At 68.0% G+C, this 24,262-nt stretch carries 26 protein-coding genes; 14 read left to right on the plus strand and 12 right to left on the minus strand.

Annotated elements, in window-relative coordinates:
* Positions 1-3 precede the first annotated feature (3 nt).
* The gene (locus ACTJKY_RS06035; RefSeq protein WP_440844833.1) at positions 4-390 is read right to left on the minus strand and encodes a hypothetical protein; all 387 of its coding nucleotides are present in this window, start codon (positions 388-390) and stop codon (positions 4-6) included.
* Positions 391-463: 73 nt separating this feature from the next.
* Between ACTJKY_RS06035 and ACTJKY_RS06040 the strand changes: the two genes are divergently transcribed.
* Entirely contained in the window at positions 464-1,462 is a 999-nt protein-coding gene (locus ACTJKY_RS06040; RefSeq protein ID WP_440844834.1) for an adenosine kinase, read from the plus strand.
* 79 nt (positions 1,463-1,541) lie between these two features.
* Here the strand turns inward: ACTJKY_RS06040 and ACTJKY_RS06045 are convergent, their stop codons facing one another.
* From ACTJKY_RS06045 to ACTJKY_RS06055, 3 genes are all read right to left on the minus strand, one after another.
* Positions 1,542-3,095: an amino acid permease gene (locus tag ACTJKY_RS06045; protein WP_440844835.1), complete on the minus strand. Its 1,554-nt coding sequence runs from the start codon at positions 3,093-3,095 to the stop codon at positions 1,542-1,544.
* A 129-nt stretch (positions 3,096-3,224) separates the two neighbouring features.
* The gene (locus tag ACTJKY_RS06050) at positions 3,225-3,602 is read right to left on the minus strand and encodes a histidine triad nucleotide-binding protein (RefSeq protein WP_440844836.1); all 378 of its coding nucleotides are present in this window, start codon (positions 3,600-3,602) and stop codon (positions 3,225-3,227) included.
* A 167-nt stretch (positions 3,603-3,769) separates the two neighbouring features.
* Entirely contained in the window at positions 3,770-4,087 is a 318-nt protein-coding gene (locus ACTJKY_RS06055) for a phosphoribosyl-ATP diphosphatase (protein ID WP_440844838.1), read from the minus strand.
* Between the two features lie 108 nt (positions 4,088-4,195).
* Here ACTJKY_RS06055 and ACTJKY_RS06060 point away from each other — a divergent pair, with 108 nt between their 5' ends.
* Positions 4,196-4,597, plus strand: coding sequence for a YbaN family protein (locus tag ACTJKY_RS06060; protein ID WP_121079154.1), 402 nt, complete (start codon positions 4,196-4,198; stop codon positions 4,595-4,597).
* Positions 4,598-4,612: 15 nt separating this feature from the next.
* Here the strand turns inward: ACTJKY_RS06060 and ACTJKY_RS06065 are convergent, their stop codons facing one another.
* From ACTJKY_RS06065 to hisB, 6 genes are all read right to left on the minus strand, one after another.
* Positions 4,613-5,113: a contact-dependent growth inhibition system immunity protein gene (locus ACTJKY_RS06065; RefSeq protein ID WP_440844839.1), complete on the minus strand. Its 501-nt coding sequence runs from the start codon at positions 5,111-5,113 to the stop codon at positions 4,613-4,615.
* Positions 5,114-5,197: 84 nt separating this feature from the next.
* Positions 5,198-5,959 carry an imidazole glycerol phosphate synthase subunit HisF gene (hisF, locus tag ACTJKY_RS06070; RefSeq protein WP_440844841.1) on the minus strand — a complete coding sequence of 254 codons (762 nt, stop codon included), beginning with the start codon at positions 5,957-5,959 and terminating at the stop codon, positions 5,198-5,200.
* Positions 5,956-6,684: a 1-(5-phosphoribosyl)-5-[(5-phosphoribosylamino)methylideneamino]imidazole-4-carboxamide isomerase gene (gene hisA / locus ACTJKY_RS06075; protein WP_440844842.1), complete on the minus strand. Its 729-nt coding sequence runs from the start codon at positions 6,682-6,684 to the stop codon at positions 5,956-5,958. The genes hisF and hisA overlap by 4 nt, the downstream gene beginning before the upstream one ends.
* A gap of 7 nt (positions 6,685-6,691) precedes the next feature.
* Positions 6,692-7,294 carry an imidazole glycerol phosphate synthase subunit HisH gene (gene hisH, locus ACTJKY_RS06080; protein WP_440844843.1) on the minus strand — a complete coding sequence of 201 codons (603 nt, stop codon included), beginning with the start codon at positions 7,292-7,294 and terminating at the stop codon, positions 6,692-6,694.
* Positions 7,291-7,575, minus strand: coding sequence for a YciI family protein (locus ACTJKY_RS06085; protein ID WP_440844844.1), 285 nt, complete (start codon positions 7,573-7,575; stop codon positions 7,291-7,293). The genes hisH and ACTJKY_RS06085 overlap by 4 nt, the downstream gene beginning before the upstream one ends.
* Complete coding sequence (gene hisB / locus ACTJKY_RS06090; protein ID WP_141988612.1) at positions 7,575-8,162, minus strand: imidazoleglycerol-phosphate dehydratase HisB; 588 nt, start codon at positions 8,160-8,162, stop codon at positions 7,575-7,577. The genes ACTJKY_RS06085 and hisB overlap by 1 nt, the downstream gene beginning before the upstream one ends.
* Positions 8,163-8,233: 71 nt before the next feature.
* On the opposite strand from hisB, the gene ACTJKY_RS06095 reads away from it, so the two are divergent.
* Positions 8,234-8,728: an SspB family protein gene (locus ACTJKY_RS06095; RefSeq protein ID WP_440844846.1), complete on the plus strand. Its 495-nt coding sequence runs from the start codon at positions 8,234-8,236 to the stop codon at positions 8,726-8,728.
* A 411-nt stretch (positions 8,729-9,139) separates the two neighbouring features.
* Here ACTJKY_RS06095 and radC read toward each other — a convergent pair whose 3' ends face one another.
* The gene (gene radC, locus ACTJKY_RS06100; protein ID WP_440844847.1) at positions 9,140-9,823 is read right to left on the minus strand and encodes a RadC family protein; all 684 of its coding nucleotides are present in this window, start codon (positions 9,821-9,823) and stop codon (positions 9,140-9,142) included.
* Between the two features lie 288 nt (positions 9,824-10,111).
* Here radC and ACTJKY_RS06105 point away from each other — a divergent pair, with 288 nt between their 5' ends.
* The 11 genes from ACTJKY_RS06105 (at position 10,112) to ACTJKY_RS06155 (ending at position 23,720) form a co-directional block, all read left to right on the plus strand.
* Positions 10,112-10,405 carry an AtpZ/AtpI family protein gene (locus ACTJKY_RS06105; protein ID WP_409530247.1) on the plus strand — a complete coding sequence of 98 codons (294 nt, stop codon included), beginning with the start codon at positions 10,112-10,114 and terminating at the stop codon, positions 10,403-10,405.
* Complete coding sequence (locus ACTJKY_RS06110) at positions 10,402-11,184, plus strand: F0F1 ATP synthase subunit A (protein WP_440844848.1); 783 nt, start codon at positions 10,402-10,404, stop codon at positions 11,182-11,184. The genes ACTJKY_RS06105 and ACTJKY_RS06110 overlap by 4 nt, the downstream gene beginning before the upstream one ends.
* A gap of 69 nt (positions 11,185-11,253) precedes the next feature.
* Positions 11,254-11,466, plus strand: coding sequence for a F0F1 ATP synthase subunit C (locus ACTJKY_RS06115; RefSeq protein WP_010544368.1), 213 nt, complete (start codon positions 11,254-11,256; stop codon positions 11,464-11,466).
* A 21-nt stretch (positions 11,467-11,487) separates the two neighbouring features.
* Positions 11,488-11,982: a F0F1 ATP synthase subunit B family protein gene (locus ACTJKY_RS06120; protein ID WP_440844849.1), complete on the plus strand. Its 495-nt coding sequence runs from the start codon at positions 11,488-11,490 to the stop codon at positions 11,980-11,982.
* A complete protein-coding gene (locus tag ACTJKY_RS06125; protein ID WP_440844850.1) occupies positions 11,975-12,529 on the plus strand; it encodes a F0F1 ATP synthase subunit B family protein in 555 nt (184 codons plus the stop codon). The genes ACTJKY_RS06120 and ACTJKY_RS06125 overlap by 8 nt, the downstream gene beginning before the upstream one ends.
* 36 nt (positions 12,530-12,565) lie before the next feature.
* Positions 12,566-12,769 (plus strand): hypothetical protein, encoded by a 204-nt coding sequence (locus ACTJKY_RS06130; protein ID WP_440844851.1) that lies wholly within the window; start codon positions 12,566-12,568, stop codon positions 12,767-12,769.
* Between the two features lie 263 nt (positions 12,770-13,032).
* Complete coding sequence (locus ACTJKY_RS06135; protein ID WP_440844852.1) at positions 13,033-16,848, plus strand: autotransporter domain-containing protein; 3,816 nt, start codon at positions 13,033-13,035, stop codon at positions 16,846-16,848.
* Between the two features lie 130 nt (positions 16,849-16,978).
* Complete coding sequence (gene uvrC, locus ACTJKY_RS06140; protein ID WP_440844854.1) at positions 16,979-18,901, plus strand: excinuclease ABC subunit UvrC; 1,923 nt, start codon at positions 16,979-16,981, stop codon at positions 18,899-18,901.
* Between the two features lie 104 nt (positions 18,902-19,005).
* On the plus strand, positions 19,006-21,804 hold the full coding sequence (locus ACTJKY_RS06145) for a DUF3857 domain-containing protein (RefSeq protein WP_440844856.1): 2,799 nt from the start codon (positions 19,006-19,008) through the stop codon (positions 21,802-21,804).
* A gap of 81 nt (positions 21,805-21,885) precedes the next feature.
* Complete coding sequence (locus tag ACTJKY_RS06150) at positions 21,886-22,839, plus strand: polysaccharide deacetylase (RefSeq protein ID WP_440844857.1); 954 nt, start codon at positions 21,886-21,888, stop codon at positions 22,837-22,839.
* Positions 22,836-23,720, plus strand: coding sequence for a GNAT family N-acetyltransferase (locus tag ACTJKY_RS06155; RefSeq protein WP_440844858.1), 885 nt, complete (start codon positions 22,836-22,838; stop codon positions 23,718-23,720). The genes ACTJKY_RS06150 and ACTJKY_RS06155 overlap by 4 nt, the downstream gene beginning before the upstream one ends.
* Before the next feature lie 82 nt (positions 23,721-23,802).
* Here the strand turns inward: ACTJKY_RS06155 and ACTJKY_RS06160 are convergent, their stop codons facing one another.
* Entirely contained in the window at positions 23,803-24,180 is a 378-nt protein-coding gene (locus ACTJKY_RS06160; RefSeq protein WP_440844859.1) for a PRC-barrel domain-containing protein, read from the minus strand.
* Positions 24,181-24,262: the final 82 nt, after the last annotated feature.

Below are 24,262 nucleotides of genomic sequence, written 5' to 3' on the forward strand. Positions count from 1 at the left end.
GAGTTACTTCCGCTTCCCCAGCGCCGCGACGCAGCTCGCCTGGTCGAGCGGGCTGCCGTTGCGTTGCCGCGCATCGACCCAGGTGACGGTCGCCGCGCCGCCGCCATGCTCGGGCGGGTAGAGGTACGCGTCGAGCACGCAGATCGGCCCGACGAACTGCAGCTTGCGGCCCTTGCCCTCGGTCACGTCGAGCCGGGGCTGGCCGAAGCGCGCGAGCAGCTGCGGGCCGGTAAGCCCGCGGATCGGCGCGAGGCTGGCGGGCTGCTCGGGCACGCGTCCCGGCACCGGCAGCGACGCCGCCGGTCGCGCGGCGGGCACCGTGCCCGAACAGGCGGCGAGCAGCAGCGCCGAAAAGGGCACCGAGGACTTGGCGAGACGGACAGCGTTCAAACGGTTTTCCCTTGGTTGCACTTGTATCTGCCTCTCTCTAGGGCGACGCCCATTGCAATTGGAGCCCTGAACCTTGACCAACCCCAGCTACGACGTGGTCGCGATCGGCAATGCCATCGTCGACATCCTCGCCCAGGCCGACGATGCCTTCATCGAATCGATCGGCGTCCCCAAGGGTTCGATGCAGCTGATGTTCTCGCCCGAAGAGGCTGATGCGCTCTACGCCAAGATGGGCCCGGGTCGCGAGGTTTCCGGCGGTTCGGCGGCGAACACCGTGGCGGGCATCGCGGCGCTCGGCGGGAAGGCGGCGTTCATCGGCCAGGTGGCGGACGACCAGATCGGCGCGGTCTTCGCGCACGACATCCGCGCGGCGGGCGTGCATTTCGACACCGCGATGCGCCCCGGCCAGCCGACCTCGGCGCGCTGCCTGATCTTCGTGACGCCGGACGGCCAGCGCACGATGAACACCTTCCTCGGCGCCTCGCAGTTCCTCCCCGCCGCCGCGCTGGACGAGCAGCTGATCGCCAACGGTGCGATCCTCTATCTCGAAGGCTATCTGTGGGACCCGGAAGAGCCGCGCGCCGCGATGCGCAAGGCGATCGACATCGCCCGCGCCGCCGGCCGCAAGGTCGCCTTCACCCTCTCCGACGTGTTCTGCATCTCGCGCCACGGCGACGATTTCCGCAAGCTGATCGAGGACGGCCTGATCGACATCCTGTTCGCCAACGAGGCCGAGCTGCTCGCTTTGTGCGCGCATGAGGATTTCGAAGCGGCGGTGCAGCACATCCATGGCAAGGTGCCGCTACTCGTCGTCACCCGCAGCGAGAAGGGGGCGATGGCGCTCCAGGGCGACGAGCGGATCGAAGTTCCCGCCGAACCGATCAGCGCGCTGGTCGACACCACCGGCGCGGGCGACATGTTCGCGGCCGGCTTCCTGCACGGCCAGGCGCAGGGCAAGGGCCTGAAGGAATCGCTCCAGCTCGGCGCGATCTGCGCGGCGGAGATCATCCAGCACTACGGCGCCCGCGCCGAGAAGGATCTGAAGGCGCTCGCCGCCGCCAAGATCGGCTGATCGGCCAACGCGACCCAAAGAAGAAGGGCCGGAGGATCGCTCCTCCGGCCCTTTCTTTTTGTGGACTGCGATCCGGGGATCAGGCGTCCTTGTAGCCCGGCGTATGCGCGTCGCCGATCGGCGGCACCGGCTGCGGCGGCGCGTCCGCATCCGCCTCGTGCACGTCGATGATGCCGCGGCCGACATAGCTGCGGCGATAGCTATAAGCGTAATAGACCACCAGACCGACCGCGGCCCAGCCGAAGAACAGCATGATCGTCGGGCCCGAGAGGCTGACGAACAGATAGAGGCAGCCCGCGATCGCGATCGGCGCCGTCACCATGATCGCCGGGGTGCGGAACGGGCGGTGGCGGGTCGGATCGGTCTTGCGCAGCACCATCACCGCGATCGACACCGCCGCGAAGGCGAACAGCGTGCCGGAGTTCGACACGTCCGCCAGCAGGCCCACCGGGAAGAAGGCCGCGAACAGCGACACGAAGATGCCGGTCAGAATGGTTATGACGTGCGGCGTGTGCCACTTCGGGTGCACCCGCGAGAAGAACTCGGGCAGCAGGCCGTCGCGGCTCATCACGAAGAAGATGCGGGTCTGGCCGAACATCATCATCAGGATGACCGAGGGCAGCGCGATGATCGCCGCGGCGCCGACGAGCCAGCCGAGGAACGGATGGCCGATCGAGCGCAGCGTCCAGGCGAGCGCTTCCTTCGAGCAGACCACCGCCTGGTCGGACATCGCGCGGCAGGCTTCCGACAGCGCGGGCGTGCCGGGCGACAGCACTTCGCCGGCAGGGCCATGGACCGGCTGCGCGCCGACGGTGCCGATCACGCCCGAGGCGACGAGCATGTAGAAGATGGTGCAGATCGCGAGGCTGCCGATCAGGCCGATCGGCATGTTGCGCTGCGGGTTCTTGGTTTCCTCGGCGGCGGTCGAAACCGCGTCGAAGCCGACATAGGCGAAGAAGATTGAGGCGGCGGCACCCGAGATGCCGGCGAAGCCGAGCGGCGCGAACGGCGTGAACTGGCCGGTCTTCAGCACCGGCAGCGTGACGATCACGAACATCGCCAGTGCGAGGATCTTGATGCCCACCAGCACCGCGTTGACCGAGGCGCTCTCCTTGGTGCCCTTCACCAGCAGCGCGGTGACGATCGCGGCAACCGCCATCGCCGGCAGGTTGATCATGCCGCCGTCGAACGGCCCGCGGATCAGTTGCAGCGGCACTACGATGCCGAAATTATGCTGGATGAAGCCCATCATATAGCCGGACCAGCCGACCGAGACGGCCCCCGCCGCAATCGCATATTCGAGGATCAGCGCCCAGCCGACCATCCAGGCGACAAGCTCGCCCATCACGGCATAGCTGTAGGTGTAGGCGGAGCCGGAGACCGGCACCATCGCCGCCATTTCGGCATAGCAAAGCGCCGCCACCGCGCAGACGAAACCGGCGATGACGAACGAGATCATCATGCCCGGCCCGGCCTTTTGCGCGGCCTCGGCGGTGAGCACGAAGATGCCGGTGCCGATCACTGCGCCGATGCCCAGCATGGTCAGCTGGAAGGCCCCCAGCGAGCGGTGGAGCGATTTCTTTTCGGCGGTAGCTAGAATGGCATCGAGAGGCTTTACGCGCCCGAATATCATTGCGTGATCCCCATATGCGGCGAGCGTTGCGCCGCCCCCAATTGGTAAAGGTACGAGCCTAGCCCCAAACTCGGCCCACGCAATCCCTTACCGCGTGCGGACGCGAAACAATGTTGCGTGCGCACGCAATTACCGCGCGAGCATCGGCCCGAGCGGGTGGCCGGCGAAGAGATGGACGTGCAGGTGCGGCACCTCCTGGCCGGCGTCGAGGCCGGTATTGGCGAGCAGGCGGTAACCGGGCCCGACGAACCCGGCGTCGCGGGCAACCTTGCCGACCGCGCGGATGAACCCGGCAATCTCGGCGTCGGAGGCGCGGGCCGAGAAATCGTCCCAGCTCACATAGGCGCCCTTGGGGATCACCAGGATATGGTGCGGCGCCTGGGGCGCGATGTCGTGGAAGGCGAGGGCGTGGTCGTCCTCATAGACCTTCTTCGCCGGTATCTCGCCGCGCAGGATCTTGGCGAAGATGTTCTGGTCGTCATAGGGTTTGGTGGCGTCGATCGGCATTGGTGGCTCCCTCAATCCTCCCCTGCAAGGGGAGGTGGCGCGCGCAGCGCGACGGAGGGATGTAACCGGTCGAGCCCGAAGTCCCCGCTCTCAGCGGGAACACCCCTCCGTCAAGCCTGCGGCCTGCCACCTCCCCTTACAGGGGAGGATTGAGGGGAGGGAAGTGTCTAGGCCCCCCGCGCCGCCTTTTCGGCAATGCCGGAGACACCCTCGCGCCGCGCCAGCTCGGCGCGGACGTCGTCGAGGCCCAGCCCCATGTCCGCCAGCAGCACGAGCAGATGGAAGATCAGGTCCGCCGATTCCTTCACCACCTCGTCGTGATCGTCCTGGATCGCGGCGATTACCGCTTCGGTGGCTTCCTCGCCCAGCTTCTGCGCGATCTTGGCGCGGCCGCGGGCGGTGAGCTTGGCGACATAGCTGGTCGAAGGGTCGCCGGTGCGGCGGTCGCGGATGGTCTGTTCGAGCGTGTCGAGAAGGTCGGCCATGGTTTCCGGCTGCGGGAGCGGTGCGGCGCTGTCAATCCTGGGGCGCGGGATTGCGGTGCTTCCCTTATGGTCACTGCGAGCGATTCGCGGCAGCAGGGCAGGATGACGATGGTGCAGGAACGCGAATCGGGGGCAGGGCAGGGGCGGCTGTCGCGACCCTTGTGGCTGGTGCTGGGCTTCGTGTTCGTGGGCCTCGGCTTCATCGGCGCGCTGCTGCCGCTGATGCCGACGACGATCTTCCTGATCCTCGCCGCCGGCTGCTTCGCCCGCTCCTCGCCGCGGCTGGAGGCCTGGCTGCTCGACCATCCGCGATTCGGGCCGACGCTGGTGGCGTGGCGCGAACAGGGCGCGATCCCCCGCAAGGGCAAGGCGATGGCGTGCGCGGGCATGGCGCTCGGCTACGGCCTGTTCGCCTGGGGCGCGCGGCCGGGGCCGTGGCTGGCGGTCGGGGTGGCGGCGGCGATGCTGGGGTGTGCCTGGTATGTGCTAAGCCGGCCGACGGCGGTGTAGGTCAGTGATGCGTGATCAGCGGCATCGTTCTAGGGCGATACGAACCGCTTCGCCGATGGCGTCCGCACCATCAGGGTAAGGGAGTATGACATCTTCAAAGCCATCGCTCTTGGATTGGCCCCAAGCTTCAAGTTTCTCGTGTCTCGAAGGCCTGATGTGCAGTTTTCCATGATAAACATCTGCAGAGACACTCTTCATGGACTTGAAGGCTGCACGGCGGGTCCGGTAACCGTAACGCTGCATGAGGTTTTCCACCCACCTTTCGTAGCGTTCAGCATGCTGCTCGCGGGTGATGATGGGCCGATTGTCCACCGTGAAAATTCTGCTTGCGCTTAATGCCGCGATCAAAGCGCAGCCGATCGAGTCTGCGGAAGCGTCAGGAGGAAGGTATATTTGCTGCCCCTCGGGATCGGCCCAGCCCAAGCGAAAGCCAGAGTACGTTTCAATCAACATAAACTCTGGATTGTTCTTTATTGATGCCCGAGGCCTCGAAGGCGGCACTTCCAAGTCATTCATATGATCTTGCTCGGTAGTAGAATGATCGTGCGCTGGTGCTGTAGCAGGCAGCAGAGATGAACGTAATCTGCTTGTAAAGCACACCTACCCGCGAACTGATATCCCCGCTGCCGCCAGCGCGGCATGCGCCTCGGCGATCGTCGCCTGACCGAAGTGGAAGATCGACGCCGCCAGCACCGCCGAGGCATGGCCGTCGCGGATACCCGCGACGAGATCGTCCAGCCCGCCGACGCCGCCCGAGGCGACCACCGGCACCGTCACCTGATCGGCGATGGTCCGGATCAGCTCGAGGTCATAGCCGTCGCGGGTGCCGTCGCGGTCCATCGAGGTGACGAGCAGCTCGCCCGCGCCCAGTTGGGCGAGGCGCAGTGCGTGCTCCACCGCGTCGATGCCGGTTTCGCGGCGGCCGCCATGGGTGAACACCTCCCAGCGGCCGTCGCCGGTCCGCCGCGCGTCGACCGAGGCGACGACGCACTGGCTGCCCATGCGGTCGGCGATCTCGGCGACCACTTCCGGCCGCGACACCGCGGCGCTGTTCACCGCGACCTTGTCCGCGCCGGCCAGCAGCAGCGCGCGGGCATCCTCGACGCTGCGCACGCCGCCGCCGACGGTGAGCGGCATGAAGCACACCTCGGCGGTGCGGCGCACCACGTCGAGGATCGTGCCGCGCGCCTCGTGGCTGGCGGTGATGTCGAGGAAGCATAGCTCGTCGGCGCCCGCCGCATCATAGGCGCGGGCCTGCTCGACCGGATCGCCGGCGTCGCGCAGCTCGACGAAGTTGACGCCCTTGACGACGCGGCCGTTCGCCACGTCGAGGCAGGGGATGACGCGGGCGCGGACGGTCATCGCCCGGCCTCGATCGCCTCGGCCAGGTCGAGCCGGCCGTCATAGAGCGCGCGGCCCGAGATCACGCCTTCGATGCCGTCTTCCACGTGGCTGCGCAGCGCATGGATGTCGTGGATGTCGGTGACGCCGCCGCTGGCGATCACCGGGATCGACACGGCGCGGGCGAGCGCCACGGTCGCCTCGACGTTACACCCCTTGAGCAGCCCGTCGCGGCCGACATCGGTGAAGAGGAGGGCGGCGACCCCCGCATCCTCGAAGCGGCGGGCGAGATCGACCACGCTGACGTCCGACACATCGGCCCAGCCATGCGTCGCGACCATGCCGTCGCGCGCGTCGACGGCGACGACGATCTGGCCGGGATGCGCGCGGGCGGCTTCGCGGACGAGGTCCGGGTTCTCGAGCGCGGCGGTGCCGATCACGACGCGGGTAACGCCCATGTCGAGCCAGCGCGCGATCGATTCGTGGTTCCGGATGCCGCCGCCGAGCTGAACCTTGGCAGGCGTCTTCGCGAGGATGTTGGCGACGGCGAGGCCGTTGACCGATTCGCCTGCAAAGGCGCCGTCGAGGTCGACGACGTGCAGCCATTCGGCACCGGCCTCGGCGAACAGCGCGGCCTGGGCGGCGGGGTCGTCGCCGTACACCGTGGCGCGCGCCATATCGCCTTCGGCCAGGCGAACGACCTGACCGGCCTTGAGATCGATGGCGGGGAAGATTTGCAGGGTCATGGGGATCTCAGGGCTTCCAGGCGAGGAATCGTTCGAGCAGCGCGATGCCGTAGCGCTGGCTCTTTTCCGGGTGGAACTGCAGGCCGACGATATTGTCGCGGCCGATCGCGGCGGTCACCGGGCCGCCATGTTCGGTGGTGGCGAGCACCGCGTCGCCGTCAAAGGCGAAGCTGTGGAGGAAATAGGCCTCGCCGCGCTCGATCAGCGGGTGGTCGACGGTGGGGACGACATCGTTCCAGCCCATGTGCGGCACGCGCAGCTCGGGGCTCGCGGGCAGCTGGCGAACGGTGCCGGGGATCCAGCCGAGCCCGGCATGGCTGCCCAGCTCCTCACCCGTGGTCGCGAGCAGCTGCATGCCGACGCACACGCCGAGGAACGGCACCGCATCGCGCAGCACGCGGGTTTCCATTGCCTCGATCATGCCGGGCAGCGCGCGCAGGCCCGCCGCGCAGGCGCCGAACGCGCCGACGCCGGGCAGCACCACGCGGTCGGCGCGCAGTACCACTGCCGGGTCGGCCGTCACTGCGATGTCGGCAGCACCCGCCGCCTTCAGCGCATTGTGCACCGAATGGAGGTTGCCCGCGCCGTAATCGATCAGCGCGACCGTCACTGGCCGAGAGACTCCAGCCCCGGTGCGAAGATGCCGGGGGCGACTTCGATGAATTCATATTCCGCCGCGCCGGCAGTGGCAAAGGGATCGCCCGCGGCCCAGGCCGTCACTTCCTCCAGTGAGCCGCGCGCCATGAAGAAGCCGCCGGTCACCGGCACCTTGCGGCCGGCCACCAGCAGGCGGCCATCGGCCACGGCCTGCTTGAGCCAGTCGACATGCGCGGGGCGCAGTTCGTCGATCTGGGCGATGTCTACCTTGTAGGTCAGCAGCACGAGGATCATCACAACACTCCCTTGGTCGACGGGATGGCATCCGCCTTGCGCGGATCGATCTCCACCGCCTCGCGCAGCGCGCGGGCCAGGCCCTTGAAGGCGGCTTCGGCGATATGGTGGTTGTTGCTGCCGTAGAGCGTCTCGACGTGCAGCGTCAGCCCCGCGGTCTGGGCGAAGCTGTGGAACCAGTGCTCGAACATCTCGGTGTCCATCTCGCCGAGCTTTTTCTGCGAGAATTCGGTCTTCCACACGAGATAGGGGCGGCCGGAAATGTCGATCGCGACGCGGGTCAGCGTCTCGTCCATCGGCGACAGCGCGTCGGCGTAGCGGCGGATGCCCTTCTTGTCGCCCAGCGCCTTGGCAATGGCCTCGCCGATCGCGAGCCCGGTATCCTCCACCGTGTGGTGCTGGTCGATATGGAGATCGCCCACGGTCTTGATGTCCATGTCGATCAGCGAGTGACGGCTCAGCTGCTCGAGCATGTGATCGAAGAATCCGATGCCCGTATGGATGGTATAGACGCCGGTGCCGTCGAGATTGACGGTGACGTCGATCGAGGTTTCGCTGGTCTTCCGGCTTATCGTCGCGGTGCGCATGCAGGTGCACATAACGCCACAAGCGACGCATGCAATCTTGACCGTAATTTTCGATCCGCTACCCAAGGGGCATGAATGCCACCGTGCCCGATAGTTTGATTCCGTATGACGAGATCGTGCAGGAAGCCCTGCGCGCCGTAGTGGGCCGCGTGCTCGGCTCGGTGGCGCAGTCGGGCGGCCTGCCGGGCGCGCATCATTTCTACATCACCTTCAAGACGCAGGCGCCGGGAGTCGACATCCCGCAGCGGCTGATGGAGCGGTTCCCGGACGAGATGACCATCGTCCTCCAGCATCGCTACTGGGACCTGACGGTGGACGACCGGAAATTCTCGGTGGGGCTCAGCTTCAACCAGATCCCGTCGATCCTGACGATCCCGTTCGCGGCGATCACCGGCTTCCACGATCCGGCGGTGAATTTCGAGCTCCGCTTCCAGGCGGCCGATGGTCCCGACGGCCCCGAGCCGCACGAGCATGACGACGCCGAGAATGACGGCGACGGCCCGGTGGCCAAGCCCGCCGAGGACGGATCGAACGTCGTTTCGGTGGACTTCAAGCGGAAGAAGTAAGGGCACTCTCCCATATCCTCCCCCGCCAGGGGGAGGTTTCGCACGCAGCGCGACGGAGGGGGAGGATGCCAGAACCTCTCGAACCGTCGTGCTTCCTCCCCCTCCGCCAGGCCTTCGGCCTGCCACCTCCCCCTGGCGGGGGCGGAATCGCTTCTTCCCGCGCAGTGCCCGATGCAACCTGCTCGCCGGAGGAACGACGTTGCGAATTCCAGCTTTTCCACCTATTCCAGACCTATCCAGACGGGCGCTGCGGGCGGCAGTGCGTCAAAAACCCTGGGGTGGAATAGCGGCTTGCTGGATGGCCGTGCGCGTCCTTGCGATCGAAGGTAATAAGCTCTCCAGGGGCCGCTCACCATTTCACACAGGCATTAGGAGCGGGGCGTTCGCTCACACGGCTGCCTACAAGGCCCCCTAGATCAGCCCCTTCGCCCTTAGGCTGACATGGCCTTCGCTGCCGATGATGATGTGATCGTGCACCACGATGCCGAGCGGCTTGCCCGCCTCGGCGACCTTGCGGGTCACGTCGATATCGGCGCGGCTCGGGCTGGGGTCGCCCGAGGGGTGGTTGTGGACCAGGATCAGCGCCGCCGAGCCCAGGTGCAGCGCGCGGGCGATCACCTGGCGGACGTAGAGCGGCGCCTCGTCGATCGAGCCTTCGTTCATCAGCTCGTCGCGGATCAGCATGTTGCGGGTGTTGAGGTGGAGCACGCGCACCCGCTCGATCGCGTGCGGGGCCATGTCGGCGCGCAGATAGTCGAGCAGTGCCTGCCAGTTGGCCAGCACCGGTTGTTCGCGGACCCGTGCCTGGAGCAGTCGCAGCGCGGCGGCGTGCACCGCCTTGAGGGCGGCGACCTGGGTGTCCTTGATGCCCTCGATCCGCAGCATCGCCTCGGCATCGGCGGCGAGCAGGCCGGGTAGCCCGCCGAATTCCTTGAGCAGCGTCTTGGCGAGCGGCTTGGTGTCCTTGCGGGGGATGGTGAGGGCCAGCAGATATTCGACCAGTTCGTGGTCGAGTAGCGCCTCCGGCCCGCCTTCGAACAGGCGCTGGCGCAGCCTTGCGCGGTGGCCGCTGTTGTCGGGAGCCTCGTCGGACATCTCCGCGACTATGCAGGTGCGGCGGCGGCACTGCAATCCGCCGGAACGAATAGCCCGCATCGCCGCCGCCAATCCGCTAAGCTGTTGCACCGCAACGGACGCAAATGGCGGATTTCCGCGGATGCGAAGGCCGGGGCCGCGCATGAATCGGCAATGAAGCGCAGGATGCTGCAACGGTTGACTCGGTCGTTTGGTCTTCCTAAAGCGCCATCACGTCGCGGCCATCGGCTTGCGATGCTGTAATGTCGCCCGCCCGATGCGTGGCGGCTTTTTCATATCTGGATCGCCGTGCTCGCTTTGTCTGACGACCCTATCCGTTCCGACCTCGACCGTCGCATCGCCGATGCGAAGGCGGCGGTGCGCGAGGGTCAGACGCCGGTGCGCAAGCCCGAAAAGGGCTATAAGCAGGGCTCGCGGGTGCTCGCCGAACTGATCGGCGCACCGCTGGGCGGCGGGGTGATCGGCTTCGCGCTGGATCGCTGGCTGGGAACGAGCCCCTGGGGGCTCTTGATCCTGCTGGTGCTCAGCGTGATCGTGGCGTTTCGCAACATCTACAAGATTTCGAAGGAGCGCGCAGAGTGAGCGCCGGCAAAATCGATCCGATGGAGCAGTTCAAGGTCGAGCCCATTCTGGGCCGCCATATTGATCTGTTCGGCTATGACATCTCCTTCACCAACTCGGCGCTGTTCATGGTGGTGGTCGCCGCGCTGCTGTTCATCTTCATGGTGGGCGGCATGCAGCGCAAGCTGATCCCCGGCAAATGGCAGCTGATGGTGGAAGGCGCGGTCGGGTTCATCGACTCGATGGTGAATGTGAACATCGGCAAGGGCGGCAAGAAGTTCGCGCCGTACATCTTCTCGCTGTTCTTCTTCATCCTGTTCGCGAACCTGGTCGGCGTGCTGCCGCTGGCGGTGCTGCCGGGGCTGCACACCTTCGCGGTCACCAGCCATATCACCGTCACCGCGGTGCTCGCCTTCTTCTCGTTCGGCATCGTCCTCGCGGTCGGCCTGATCAAGCACGGCTTCAAGTTCTTCTCGCTGTTCGTGCCGCACGGCGCGCCGGCCTGGCTGATGCCGGTGATCATTCCGGTCGAACTGGTCTCGTTCCTGGTGCGTCCGTTCTCGCTGGGCCTGCGACTGTTCGTCGCGATGACCGCGGGGCACATCCTGCTCGAAGTGTTCGGCAGCTTCGTCGTCCAGGGCTTCACCAGCGGCACGCCGCTGGGCGGACTGGTCGGCGTGCTGAGCTTCGGCATGATCGTCGGCGTCAGCGCGCTCGAGCTGCTGGTCTGCGCGATCCAGGCCTATGTGTTCGCGCTGCTGACCTCGCTGTATCTCCACGACGCGGTGCACCTGCACTAAGTCGATCCGTTTCGAAGTATCGTTTTTACCGAATTATCTAGGGAGCTAGACATGACTGATCTTGGTGCAATGTACATCGGTGCCGGCCTGGCTGCGATCGGTATCGGCCTCGCCGCGCTCGGCGTGGGCAACGTGTTCGGTTCGTTCCTCGAAGGCGCGCTGCGCAACCCGGGGGCGGCTGACGGCCAGCAGGGCCGCCTGTTCATCGGTTTCGCCGCGTCGGAACTGCTGGGCCTGATCGCGTTCGTCGTCGCGATCCTGATCCTCTTCGTCGTCAAGTAAGCAGAACGGAGGCCTCGGCCGATGCCCCAGTTAGATCAGATCCCGGAGATCTACGCCTCGCAGGTCTTCTGGCTCGCGATCGTATTTGCCCTGATCTACTTCGGGATCGGCAAGGCGATGGTCCCGAAGATCGAGCGGACGATGGAAGATCGCTCCGCCCGCATCAGCGGCGACCTCGCGGCAGCCGAAGCGGCGCGCGACGCCGCCAAGGCCGCGGACGAGGCCTATCAGGCGGGGCTGGACGCTGCCCGTGCCGAGGCGCTGCGGGTAACCGCCGGCGCCAAGGCGCAGGCGGCGACCGCCACCGAAGCCAAGCTCAAGGCGGCCACTGCGGCGGATGAAGCGCGGCTGGCGGATGCGACCCGCTCGATCGCCGAGCGCGAGCGGGCAGCGATCGGCGAGATCGAAGCGGCGACCGTCGAGGCCGTCGAGGCGATCGTCGCCCGTGTCTCGGGCGTCGCGGTCGACCGCGTCAGCGTCGAACAGAAGGTAAAGGCGGCGCTTGCCCATGGCTGAACAAGCTCATTCCGTAAACGCCGAGGTCGGTACCGTGGAACTCCATCATGAGCCGGCGGTGTTCGGCGTGATCACTGCCCCGGGCTTTGTCGCGCTCTCGATGCTGGTCGTGGTGATCATCATCCTGGTGAACAAGGTGCCGAGCATGATCGGCACCATGCTCGACAAGCAGATTTCCAAGATCCGCACCCAGCTCGACGAAGCGTCGAAGCTGCGCGCGGAAGCCGAGGCGATGCTCGCCGAGGCGAAGGCCCGCACCGCGTCCGCCGATGCGGATGCCAAGGCGGTCGTCGCCAACGCCCAGGTCGAAGCGGCTGCGATGCAGGCGAAGGCCGAGGCCGATGCGGCCGAGCTGATCGCCCGCCGCACCCGCATGGCCGAGGACAAGATCGCCGCTGCCGAGCGCAGCGCGATCCAGGCGATCCGCACCAAGGCAGCCGATGCCGCCACGATGGCCGCCGCCGCGGTGATCGCGGAAAAGCATGGCGCCGAAGCCGACAAGGCGCTGGTCGACAAGACCATCGCCGGGCTGGGCCGGCTCAACTGAGCTGGCCTGCCACGCCGCCCATGCTATGGGGCGGTGATGGCGGAACAAAAATCCTATCGCTGGCTGAGCGCCGGTGCCCTGGTGGCACTGGCGCTCGCTGTGTTTGTGGCGGTGGTGGCAGTGCGCCACGCGGCGAGCGATCACACGCGCGCGACCGATGTGAAGGTCCGTGCGGACCAGACGATGCAGCGGATCGAGGCCGAGGCCGACCGGCTGGAGAACGAGGCCGCCGCACCATGAGTCCCCGGCGTTGGCGGCGGTGGGGTTGCTGTTTCCGCTGCACCACCGAGGACGCCGGATGGCACGAAAGTTACGTGTCAATGACGGAAGCTCATGCAACTCTCCTATAAGGAGAGTGCGGGGCTTGCCGGGGCAATTCCACGACAATTCAATAGGCTAGGCGCCATGCCGCAGATGCGGCGTGGGAGCGCGCGCGTGCCTTGAAGCGGCGTGGAAGGGGCCGCCGGCCGCCGCACGAGATGTGCTGGTAGCTTAGGGGCGATATGCAGAATATTCTTGAAGGTGCGCGGACGCAGGGTGTCGTCGCGCAGAAGGTTCGTCGTGTTCGCGCGATTCTCGCGGCTTCGACCATGCTGGGGATGCCGCTCGCGGCCGTATCGCTCGGCCTGATGGCGCCGGTTGCGGCCCAAGCGCAGTCGGCGATCCTGGCCGGCGACTATATCAAGGTCGGCATCAACGGCACCGTTGGTTCGCTGGGCTATGGCGGCGGCACCACGCCGGGCATCCTCTATGACGGCTCGGGTACCGGCACCTTCAATCCTGCCTATGACTATCTGACCCCGGGTTCGCCGTTCGAAGGCTTCGTTCTCACGGCGAACGGCATGACCACGGCGATCAACAACAATGCCGGTGGTACCGCGATCAGCGGCTCGCTCGCCAGCTACAGCGGCATCGCCTATGGCGGCAGCACCTATGACCAGCGGGCGGTGTGGACCGGCACCTATGGTAGCCTGTTCTCGATCACCAACGACTATTTCTTCAACCGGACCAGCCAGCAGGTCGGCATCCGCACGACGATCACGGCGCTGAGCGACCTGACCAACCTCGCTTTCTCGCGCGCGCTCGATCCGGACGCAGTCGCCGCTGCCGGTGACAGCAGCGCCACCAACAATTATCGCGGCAACAGCACCGTGTCGGCCAACGACCTCGTCTATGCCGAAGCGCTGGTCTCCAAATATGTGATCGGGCTGTATGCCAGCTCGAGCTACACCCATAACGCGGCGGTGACCGGCTGGACGCGCGACACCGCATCCTATCTTGCCGGCACCAACGTCGGCAACGGCGACAACACCATCGGCCTGGGCTTCAGCCTGGGGTCGCTCCTGGCGGGCAACTCGGCGGTGATCGACTATGCCTATATCTTCGGGACCGACATCAGCAAGGCGATCGCCGATGCGGCGGGCGGCCGCACCAACATCGCGACCGGCGTGAGCGCTGCCGACGTCGCGGCGGGTAATTTCAACCCGGTGCTCTCTGGCGGCAAGATCACCTTCGGGGCGGACCAGGCGCTGGGCAACGACCTCACCGTCGATTCCTCGGGCGGGACGATCGAAACCACCGCTGCCAACGCGACGCTGTCGGGCGTCATCTCGGGCGACGGCCGTCTGACCAAAACCGGCACGGGCACGCTGACCCTGACCGGCGCCAACAGCTATACCGGCGGCACCACCGTGGAGGCGGGCAAGCTGGTGGGCGACACCAGCTCGCTGACCGGCGGCATCGTCAACGATGCGGTCGTCGAGTTCGCGCAGAGCGGTGACGGCAGCTTCGGCGGGGGCGTCAGCGGCACGGGCGCGCTGATCAAGAGCGGCAGCGGCACGCTAACCCTGACCGGCGCCAACAGCTACACCGGCGGCACCACCGTGGAGGCGGGCAAGCTGGTCGGCGATACCGGCTCGCTGACCGGCGGCATCGTCAACGATGCGGTCGTCGAGTTCGCGCAGGGCGGTGACGGCAGCTTCGGCGGGGGCGTCAGCGGCACGGGCGCGCTGATCAAGTCCGGCAGCGGCACGCTGACCCTGACCGGCGCCAACAGCTACACCGGCGGCACCACCGTGGAAGCGGGCAAGCTGGTGGGTGACACTGGCTCGCTGACCGGCGGCATCGTCAACGATGCGGTCGTGGAGTTCGCGCAGGGCGGTGACGGCAGCTTCGGCGGCCGTGTCAGCGGCACGGGTGTGCTGATCAAGTCCGGCAGCGGCACGCTGACCCTGACCGGTGCCAACAGCTACACCGGCGGCACCACCGTGGAAGCGGGCAAGCTGGTCGGTGACACCGGCTCGCTCCAGGGCGCGATCGTCAACAACGGCACCGTCGAGTTCGCCCAGGCGATTGGCGGCACCTTTGCCGGCAATCTCACCGGCTCGGGCACGGTGGTGAAGTCGGGCGCGGGCACGCTCACCCTGGCGGGTACCGCGCAGCGGATGACGCTGGACGTCACGCAGGGCACGGTCGTCGCGGCCAATCAGGCCGCGATCGGCGGCAACGGCGGCGCAATCCGCCTGCAGAACGCCGGCACGCTCACGGCAGGCTCGAACCTCACCATCACCCAGGCGGTGCTGGTCGGCGACGGCGGCGGCGTGATCGATACCGGCGCGAGCACGGTGCGGCTCACCGGCGGCAGCATGGGCGGCAACTGCCTGATCAAGCAGGGCAGCGGCACGCTGGTGCTGGCGTCCGACGCGGCCAACGCGATCGGTGCCTGCGTCCAGCAGGGCACGATGAGCTTCGATTCGACCTTCGCCGGCAACGTGTTCGTCGATGCGGTGGGCACCGCGCGCGGCAACGGCACCGTCCAGGGCAACATGCAGGTTGCCGGCACGCTGGCACCGGGCAACTCGCCGGGTCGACTGGTCGTGGCGGGCAGCGTCACCCAGGGCGCGGGCAGCACGCTCTCGATCGACGTCGACGGCATCACCGCCGGCATCGGCGCGGGGCATTACGACACGCTGGTGCTCACCGGCGCGACCAGCGTCTACACCGCCGCCGGCACGCTGGCGCCGAAGCTGCGCGGGATCACCGGCGATGCCACCAACAGCTTCACGCCGAACGTGGGCCAGACCTTCGAGATCGTCACCGCCGAGGGCGGCGTGACCGGCAGCTTCGCCGCGCTGACCCAGCCGAGCGCAGGTCTTGCCGCCAACACCCGCTTTGACGTGATCTATGGCAGCAAGGCGATCCTGCTGGCGGTGACGCCGGACAGCTACGCCCGCTACCTCGCCACCGGCGCAGGCTCGAACGCCGTCGCCGCGGCGACCGCGCTCGATGCGGCGCGTCCGGCGGCCGGCGTGCGCACCGCGGGTGTCACGGGGGCGCTGTTCGCTAATCTCGCTACCCTCCCGGGCGGCGCGATCGGCACCAGCTTCCAGCAGCTTGCCGGCGGCCTGCATGCCGATGCGATCGAAGCGCAGCTCCAGGCGAACCAGGCGGTGCGCGACACGATGGTCCAGCGCGTCCGCAGCCGCGGCACGGTGGCCGGCGAGGGTGCCCGCAAGACCGGCCTGTGGGGCGCGTTCAACGCCCAGCGGATCGATGTCGACGGAGACGCCACCGGCAACGGCTATCGCGCCACCAGCTATGGCTACACGCTGGGCGTCGACCACCAGGCGACCAACAATCTCGTGCTCGGTGTCGCCGCCACCTACAAGGATGTCGATACCCGCGCCACCGCGCTCGGTACCGCCAAGGTCAAGGGCTATGGCGGCGCGCTCTACGGCGTTTGGACCAAGGGCCCGGACTATGTGACGGGCGTGATCGACTTCAACGTCGACGACTATACCGTCCGCCGCAACGTGCAGATGGGCGGCGGCGTCGAGGCGCTGAAGGGCGACGGCAAGGGCTTCTCCTTCGGCGCGGACATCGAGGCGGGCCACCGCTTCGATCTGGGCGCGCTGGGCGTCACCCCGGTGGCGGGCATTGCCTATGACCGCGTCGAGCGCGATGCGTTCGGCGAGACCGGTGGCAGCGCCGCGCTGCGCTTCGACGGCGAAGGCCGCACTGGCTGGACCGGCCGCGCCGGCGTCCGCGTCGACGGTGCGGTGGGCAGCATGGTCCGTCCGTTCGTCTCGGCGATGGCGGTGCAGCAGCTCGGCGACAACCGCACGTCGCTGCAGGCACGGCTGGTCGGCGCGCGGATCGATACCCGCTCGGTCTCGGTCGGCGACACCCAGCTCCGCGCCGAAGCGGGCCTGAGCGCCAACCTGACCGGCGGCGTCTCGGTCGACCTGCGCTACCGCTATACCGGCCTCGGCCATGCGGATGCGCATTCGGGCAATGCGGCGATCAGCCTGCGCTTCTGAGCGCCAGGCCGTTTAGAGGGGGAGGGGCCGGTGCGGGGGACGCGCCGGCCCTTTTCCTTTCCTGCGAACCCTTTTCCTTTCCTGTTCGTGCGCGTGGCAATTCGTGGCCGCCGCGCCTACATCGGCGGCAATGAACGACCCCAATTCCCCCGATCGATTCAACGAGGAAAAGGCCACCTTCGCGGTCCGCGGTGCCGAGACGCCGGATCTGGAAGCGGGCGTGGCCGCGATCCGCAACGTGTTGCAGACGTTGCCGATTCGTCCCGGCGTCTATCGCATGCAGGATGCCCGCGGCGACGTGCTCTATGTCGGCAAGGCGCGCGCGCTGAAAAACCGGGTGACCAACTACACCCAGGTCAACCGCCTGTCGAAGCGGCTCCAGCGCATGGTCGCGCAGACCCGCTCGATGACGATCGTCACGACCAACAACGAGGCCGAGGCGCTGCTGCTCGAGGCGCAGCTGATCAAGCGCTACCGGCCGCCATACAATGTGCTGCTGCGCGACGATAAGTCGTTCCCGTTCATCCTGCTGCGCCAGGATCACGACTTTGCCCGCGTCCAGCTGCATCGTGGAGCAAGGCGGGCCAAGGGCGATTATTTCGGGCCGTTCGCCGGCGCCGGGCAGGTGCGCAAGACGCTCAACGCGCTGCAGAAGCTGTTCCTGCTGCGCAGCTGCACCGACAGCTTTTTCGCCAATCGCGACCGGCCCTGCCTGCTCTACCAGATCCGCCGCTGCTCGGCGCCGTGCGTCGGCCGGATCGATCAGGACGGCTATGCCGATCTGGTCAACGACGCCCGCGACTTCCTCCAGGGCAAGTCGACCAAGGTCCAGGCCAAGCTGGGCGAGCAGATGCAGGTGGCGGCGGAAAATCTCGATTTCGAGCTGGCCGCGATCCTGCGCGACCGGCTGAAGGCGCTCACCTTCATCCAGGGCAGCCAGGCGATCAACGCCGAGGGCGTCGGCGATGCCGACATCTTCGCCCAAGCGTGCAAGTCCGGCGTGATCGGCATCGAGGCCTTCTTCATCCGCGGCGGCCAGAATTGGGGCCATCGCAGCTTCTTCCCGAGCCACACCCAGGAGGTGCCCGAGGACGAGGTGCTCGCCGCCTTCCTGATGCAGTTCTACGAGGAAGTGCCGCCCGCGCGGAACGTGTTCGTCGACCGCGAGCTCCCCGAGGCCGAGCTGCTCGCCGAGGCGATGAGCGAGCGCGCCGGGCACAAGGTGGCGCTGTCGGTCCCCCAGCGCGGCACCCGCCGCCGGCTGCTCGACCAGGCCAAGCGCAATGCCGAGGAAGCGCTCGACCGCCGCCTCGCCGAGAGCACGACGCAGGCGAAGCTGCTCCGCGAGATGGCCGACCTGTTCGACCTGCCCGAGCCGCCGAACCGGATTGAGGTCTACGACAACAGCCATATCCAGGGCACCAATGCGGTGGGCGCGATGATCGTCGCGGGGCCGGAGGGCTTCCGCAAGAGCCAGTATCGCAAGTTCAACATCAAGCGCCCCGAGACCATCGCCGGCGACGATTACGGGATGATGCGCGAGGTGCTCAGTCGCCGCTTCGCCCGCGCGCAGGACGAGGACCCCGATCGCAGCCAGGGCGACTGGCCGGACCTGGTGCTGCTCGACGGCGGCCGCGGCCAGCTCAACGCCGCCCGCGCGGTGCTGGAGGAAATGGGCATCGAGGATGTCTGCATGGTCGGCGTCGCCAAGGGCCCGCACCATGGCCGCGATGGCCGCGAGGTGTTCCACCTGATGGACGGCAGCGAGCGGATGCTGCCGGTCAACGCGCCGTTGCTCTTCTACCTCCAGCGGCTGCGCGACGAGGTCCACCGCTTCGTCATCGGCGCGCACCGCGACAAGCGCGCCAAGGCGATCGGCGCGAGCCCGCTCGACGAGGTGCCCGGCATCGGCCCGGCGCGGAAGAAGGCGCTGCTGATGCACTTCGGCACGGGGCGCGCGGTGCGCAACGCCAGCCTGGAGGATCTGCAAAAGGCGCCCGGCGTCTCGGCGGGGGTCGCGCAGCAGGTGTACGACTTCTACCACAGCCGATAGCAGAACGCTTCGTCGTGCGGGACGGGCACTTGAGCGTCGTTGCGCATGCGCTACTGTCTGCCCTTGATTTGAGGGGGAGTTGCATGCGGGGGCGTAGAGTGTTGGTGGCCGTGTTGTTGTCCACGGCCGGGGTGGCGCATGCCGGGGACAAACCGCTCTATCAGCCAGCACCGGCCTGGGTGCTCGCCGCACCGGCGGTGGATACCGCCAAGCTCGACGATGCCGCGCCCGTGCTGCAGATCTTCGACCAGCAGCAGCGGCTGGAGGACGGCCAGGTCGCGATCTATCTGGAGAGCGCGATCCGCATCGCGTCGCCGCAGATGCTCACCCAGAGCGGCACGCTGCCGCTGCAATGGGATCCCGCCAAGGGCGACCTGATCATCCATAAGCTGCAGATCCTGCGCAAGGGCGAGCGGGTGGACCTGCTCGCCAAGGGCACCCGCTTCAACGTGCTCCAGCGCGAGCAGAAGCTGGAACAGGCGTCGCTCGACGGCATGCTCACCGCCACGGTAGCGCTGGAGGGGCTGCGCGTCGGCGACGTGATCGACGTCGCCTTTTCGATCACCCGCAAGGACCCGGTGCTCGGCAAGGAGATGATGAGCGTGGTGCCGATGGTGCCGTCGCCGACCAAGCTCGGCTTCGGCCGGGCGCGGGTGCTGTGGAAGGACGGCGTGCCGCTGGCGTGGCGCGACTATTCGGGCGGCGTGGCCGGATCGGCGGAGCGCAGCAAGGCGGAAGCCAAGCTGATTGCCGGCGGCTATCGCGAGCTTGTCCTGCCGCTGCCCGCGGCCAAGCCCGCGGAACTGCCCGACGACGCGCCGGCGCGGTACAAGCCGCTGCCGATGCTCGAGCTGAGCAGCTATCCCGACTGGGCGGCGATCTCGCGCGGCATGGCGCCTTATTATCGCAGCGAGGGCGCGATTGCCGCGGGCAGCCCGCTCGCGGCCGAAGTCGCGCGCATTGCCGCCGCGAGCAAGGACCCGCGCACTCGCGCCGCGATGGCGCTGCGGCTGGTGCAGGACCAGGTCCGCTACCTGTTCCGCGGCATGGACAATGGCAATTACCGGCCGCAGACCCCGGCGGATACCTGGTCGCTGCGCTATGGCGACTGCAAGGCCAAGACGCTGCTGCTCGTCGCGCTGCTCCGCGCGCTCGACATCGAGGCCGAGCCGGCGCTGGTGAGCAGCGGGCTGGGTGACCTCGTGGAGTCGCGGCTGCCCTCGCCGGGCGCGTTCGACCATGTGATCGTGCGCGGGACGATCGCGGGGAAGACGCTGTGGCTGGACGGCACCCAGGGCGGCTCGCGCGCCGAGGATCTCGACGACGTGCCGCCGTTCAAGACCGCGCTGCCGATCCGCACCGCCGGGGCCGGGCTGGAGGCGATGCCGATGCGGCCGCCGGCGCGCCCGGCGCAGCAGGTTTCGGTGACGCTCGACGCCACCGCGGGTATCGAATTCCCCCAGCTCTACACGATCAAGATCGTCTATAGCGGGGCGATGGCAGAGGCGCTGCGCGGCGCCCGCTCGCAGATCGACAAGGACAAGCTCACCGCCTTCCTCGATCCGCAGATCAGCGCGGTGATCGGCAATCACAGCAGCTACGACCAGAAGATGGAGGACGACGCCGCCAGCGGTACCGTGACGGTCAGCGCGGCAGGCGTCGCCTATCAGGACTGGAGCTTCGATCGCGGCCGGTTCCGCGAGACTTTGGATACCACGGCGGCGTCGCTGAACTTCGCGCCCAATCGCGCGCGGACGGCGTGGAAGACGATTCCCGCGACCAGCGGCGCGCTGGGCGACGTGTGGGTCGAGCGGCGCTGGCAGCTGCCCAACGGCGGCACCGGCTTCACGCTGGAAGGCCAGCAGACCCTGCCCGCAGCGGTGGCGGGCATGCAGCTGGCGCGCAAGGTGACGCTGGCCGACGGCGTGCTGTCGCTGCAGGACCGCACCACCACCGGGCTGGAGGAAGTGCCCGCCGCCCAGATCCCGGCGGCACGCGCCGAGGTGGCGCGGGTCAAGGCGAACCCGCTGCGGCTGGTCGCCCCTGTCGACCTTCCGCCGCGCTGGGCAGCGGTCACCGCCGCGAAGCAGGGCATCCGGCTCAAGCCGATCTTCGAGGCCTATGCCAAGGCGATCGCCGCCACCCCCGACGATCCCGACAATTACACCAACCGCGCCTGGTTCTACGAGACGCTCTATGAGCGTGAGGGCGCGATTGCCGATCTCAGCAAGGCGATCGAGCTCGCGCCCACCGCCGACACTCTCTTGCGCCGGGCCCAGGCCTATTACGCGCTGCGCCAGGACGACAAGGCGCTGGCGGATGTACAGGCCGCGCTGGACCTGGAACCCGATTCGGACGGCGCCACGGCGTTCCTCGCCACGCTCAAGCGCGACAAGGGGCAGCTCGAAGAGGCGCTCGGGCTTATCGTGATGCGCGTGGAGCAGGGCGGCGAGAAGAGAATCGGCTGGCAGATGCAGCTCGCGGATATGCTCGCCGAGGCGGGGAAGGTCGATCAGGCCGTCGCCGTGCTCGACGAGTCGATCGCCGCCGCCCCGCGCAACGCCGCGCTGCTCAACAGCCGCTGCTGGATCCGCGCGACGCACAATGTCGCGATCGACCAGGCGCTGCAGGATTGCACCAGCGCCGTCGAACTGAGCAGCAGCGCCGCCGCGATCATCGACAGCCGCGCCATGGTCTATTTCCGCATGGGCAAGCTCGACGCGGCGCAGGCCGATCTCGATGTGGCGCTGCAGGCGAGTCCCGAACAAGCCGCCAGCCTCTACATGCGCGGGGTGATCGCCAAGCGGACCAAGGCCAAGGATGCCGACGCCTATCTCGCCGCCGCGCGGATGATCGAGCCGCGGATCGACGAACGCTTCGGCCGCTACGGGATCAAGCCCTAGGCTTTGCCATTTCTTCACGCCGGTGGGGGTAGGACGGGGACGATGGTCCCCGTCTCCGGGACGCTTGCGAGACGCGCCTGCATGCCCACCCAAGTCTTCCTGACGATCGATACCGAGCTGATGTGGCGCCACCACGTCGCCGGGCTCGATCTGGCGGAGATGGCGGGGCGCTCGTTCGAGCCGGCCGGGGTCGGCGTGGGCTGGCAGCTCGAACGGCTGGCGGCGCATGGGCTCAAGGCCTGCTTCTTCGTCGATCCGATGCCGGCGCTGGTCCATGGCCTCGCGCCGATCGCGGCGGTGGTGCGGGCGATCCGTGCGGCGGGGCAGGAGGTGCAGCTGCATCTCCACCCCAACTGGACCGGGGCGAGCGCGTCGGATCGCGCGAAGATGCCGGCGCGGTTCGACCTTGTCGATTACGGCGCCGAGGAGCAACGCGCGCTGATCCGCCAGGCCCGGGCGCTGCTGATCGAGGCGGGAGCCCCGCCGCCGATCGCCTTCCGCGGCGGCAGCTATTCGGCCAACGACGCGACGCTCGCCGCGCTGGCGGCGGAAGGCTTTGCCTATGATTCGAGCCACAACGGTTCCGAACATCCCTGGCCGAGCGGCATCGGCCTGTCGCCGCGCCGGATCGCGCCGGTGTTGCACCAGGGGCTGATCGAAGTGCCGGTGACGCTGATCGATGCGGGCACCCGGCTGCGCCATTTCCAGATCTGCGCGCTGTCGCAGCGCGAGATGCGCGCCGCGCTCGACCATGCGGTGGCCGCGCGCCATGCCGCGGTGACGATCGTCAGCCATGGCTTCGAGCTGGCCAACCGCGCGGGCACCCGGCCCAACGCCGTGCATGTTCGCCGCTTCGAGGCGCTGTGCCGGATGCTGGCGGCGCGGCGCGACCAACTGCCGACCGCGCATTTCGCCGACCGGCCCGCGCTGGCGCTCGGCCAGGACGACGCGCCGCTCGCCCCCAGCCTGCTGCGCACCCGGCTGCGCCAGGCCGAGCAGCTCTGGTCCAACCTCATAGAGGAGCGGGCGGGGTGAGCGCAGCGCAGAATGTGGCGCTGCGCTTCATGGTCGGCGCGCGGACGCTGGCGTCGGTGCGCCGACGGCTGGCGCGCGTGCCGCTGACCCTGGCCGAGGCGCGGGCGGGCTGCTGTGCCACGCTGCCGCCGCTGCCGTCCGAGGCGCAGGGCTATCTGGTGACTTCGCTGCCCGAGGCGCAGTGCAAGGCGCTGCTGGGTGGCGGGATGCTGGGGTTCGTCCGGCAACGCTACACGCGCTTCTACATCGACCTGTCGCTGGGGTTCGACGCGTGGTTCGCCGGGCTGTCGGCGAACACCCGGCAGGGGCTCAAGCGCAAGGCCAAGCGGCTCGGCGGCGAGGTGCGCTGCTATCGCACGCCGGCGGAGATGGCCGACTTCCACCCGCTCGCCCGCGCACTCTCGGTGCGAACCTATCAGGAGCGGCTGCTGGGGGCCGGATTGCCGGAGGACCTGGCGGCGCTGCAGCGGCTGGCCGAAGCGGAGGCGGTGCGCGCGTGGCTGCTGCTGCTGGAGGGGCGGCCGGTGGCCTATCTCTGCTGCCCGGCAGTGGGGGACACGCTGGTCTACGCCCATGTCGGACATGACCCGGATTTCGCGGCACTGTCGCCGGGCGCGGTGCTGCAGCTGGCGGCGCTACGCGACCTGTTTGCCGAGGGCCGCTTCGCCTCGTTCGACTTCACCGAGGGCGAGGGGCAGCACAAGCGCCAGATGGCGAGCGGCGGGGTGGCGTGCGTCGACCTGATGCTGCTGCGGCCGACGCTGGCCAACCGGATGCTGATCGCGGCGCTGGCGGGGTTCGACGGCGGCGTGGCGCTGGCCAAGCGCGCGGTACGGCGGCTGGGCGCGGAGGGGATCGCCAAGCGCCTCCGGCGAGGGTGAGGGCGTACCCCGGCGGCTTTTCCAGTGGTTCCTCCCCCTGGCGGGGGAGGAAACGCTCTCCCGAGATGCGGGCGCTAGGCGATCAATCCAGCGGCACGCGGTCCACGCGCGCGGCGGAGAGGCCGTAGTAGTTGGACACGCGGTCCGCATAGGCCTGGGTGAACTCCGGCGCGTTGCTCGCCCAGCTCGGGCCGCCTTCGAGCACGCGGCGGTCGATCGTGACAACATAGTCGTCGCCGGTCGCGTCATAGGAGATCAGCTCGAAGGGCAGGGGGTAATAGCTCTTTCCCATGCCGAGGAAGCCGCCGAGGCTGAGCACCGCATAGAGCGTGTGGCCGGTGCCCTTCTCGACCATGAACGCCTGGACCTGTCCCAGCGAATCGCCGTCACGGCTGCGCACCTTGAGCCCATCGACGCGGGCGGTGACGAGCAGGCTGGTGGTTTCGGGCGTATCGGACATCGTCGGACTTCCTTCTGGATACATGCGCCCTTCGGAATGCACGAGGCGGGGATGTCGTTCCGCAGACGGGATGACCGGGTGG

The organism is Sphingomonas sp. 22176 (assembly GCF_052045505.1).
Lineage (GTDB): Bacteria > Pseudomonadota > Alphaproteobacteria > Sphingomonadales > Sphingomonadaceae > Sphingomonas.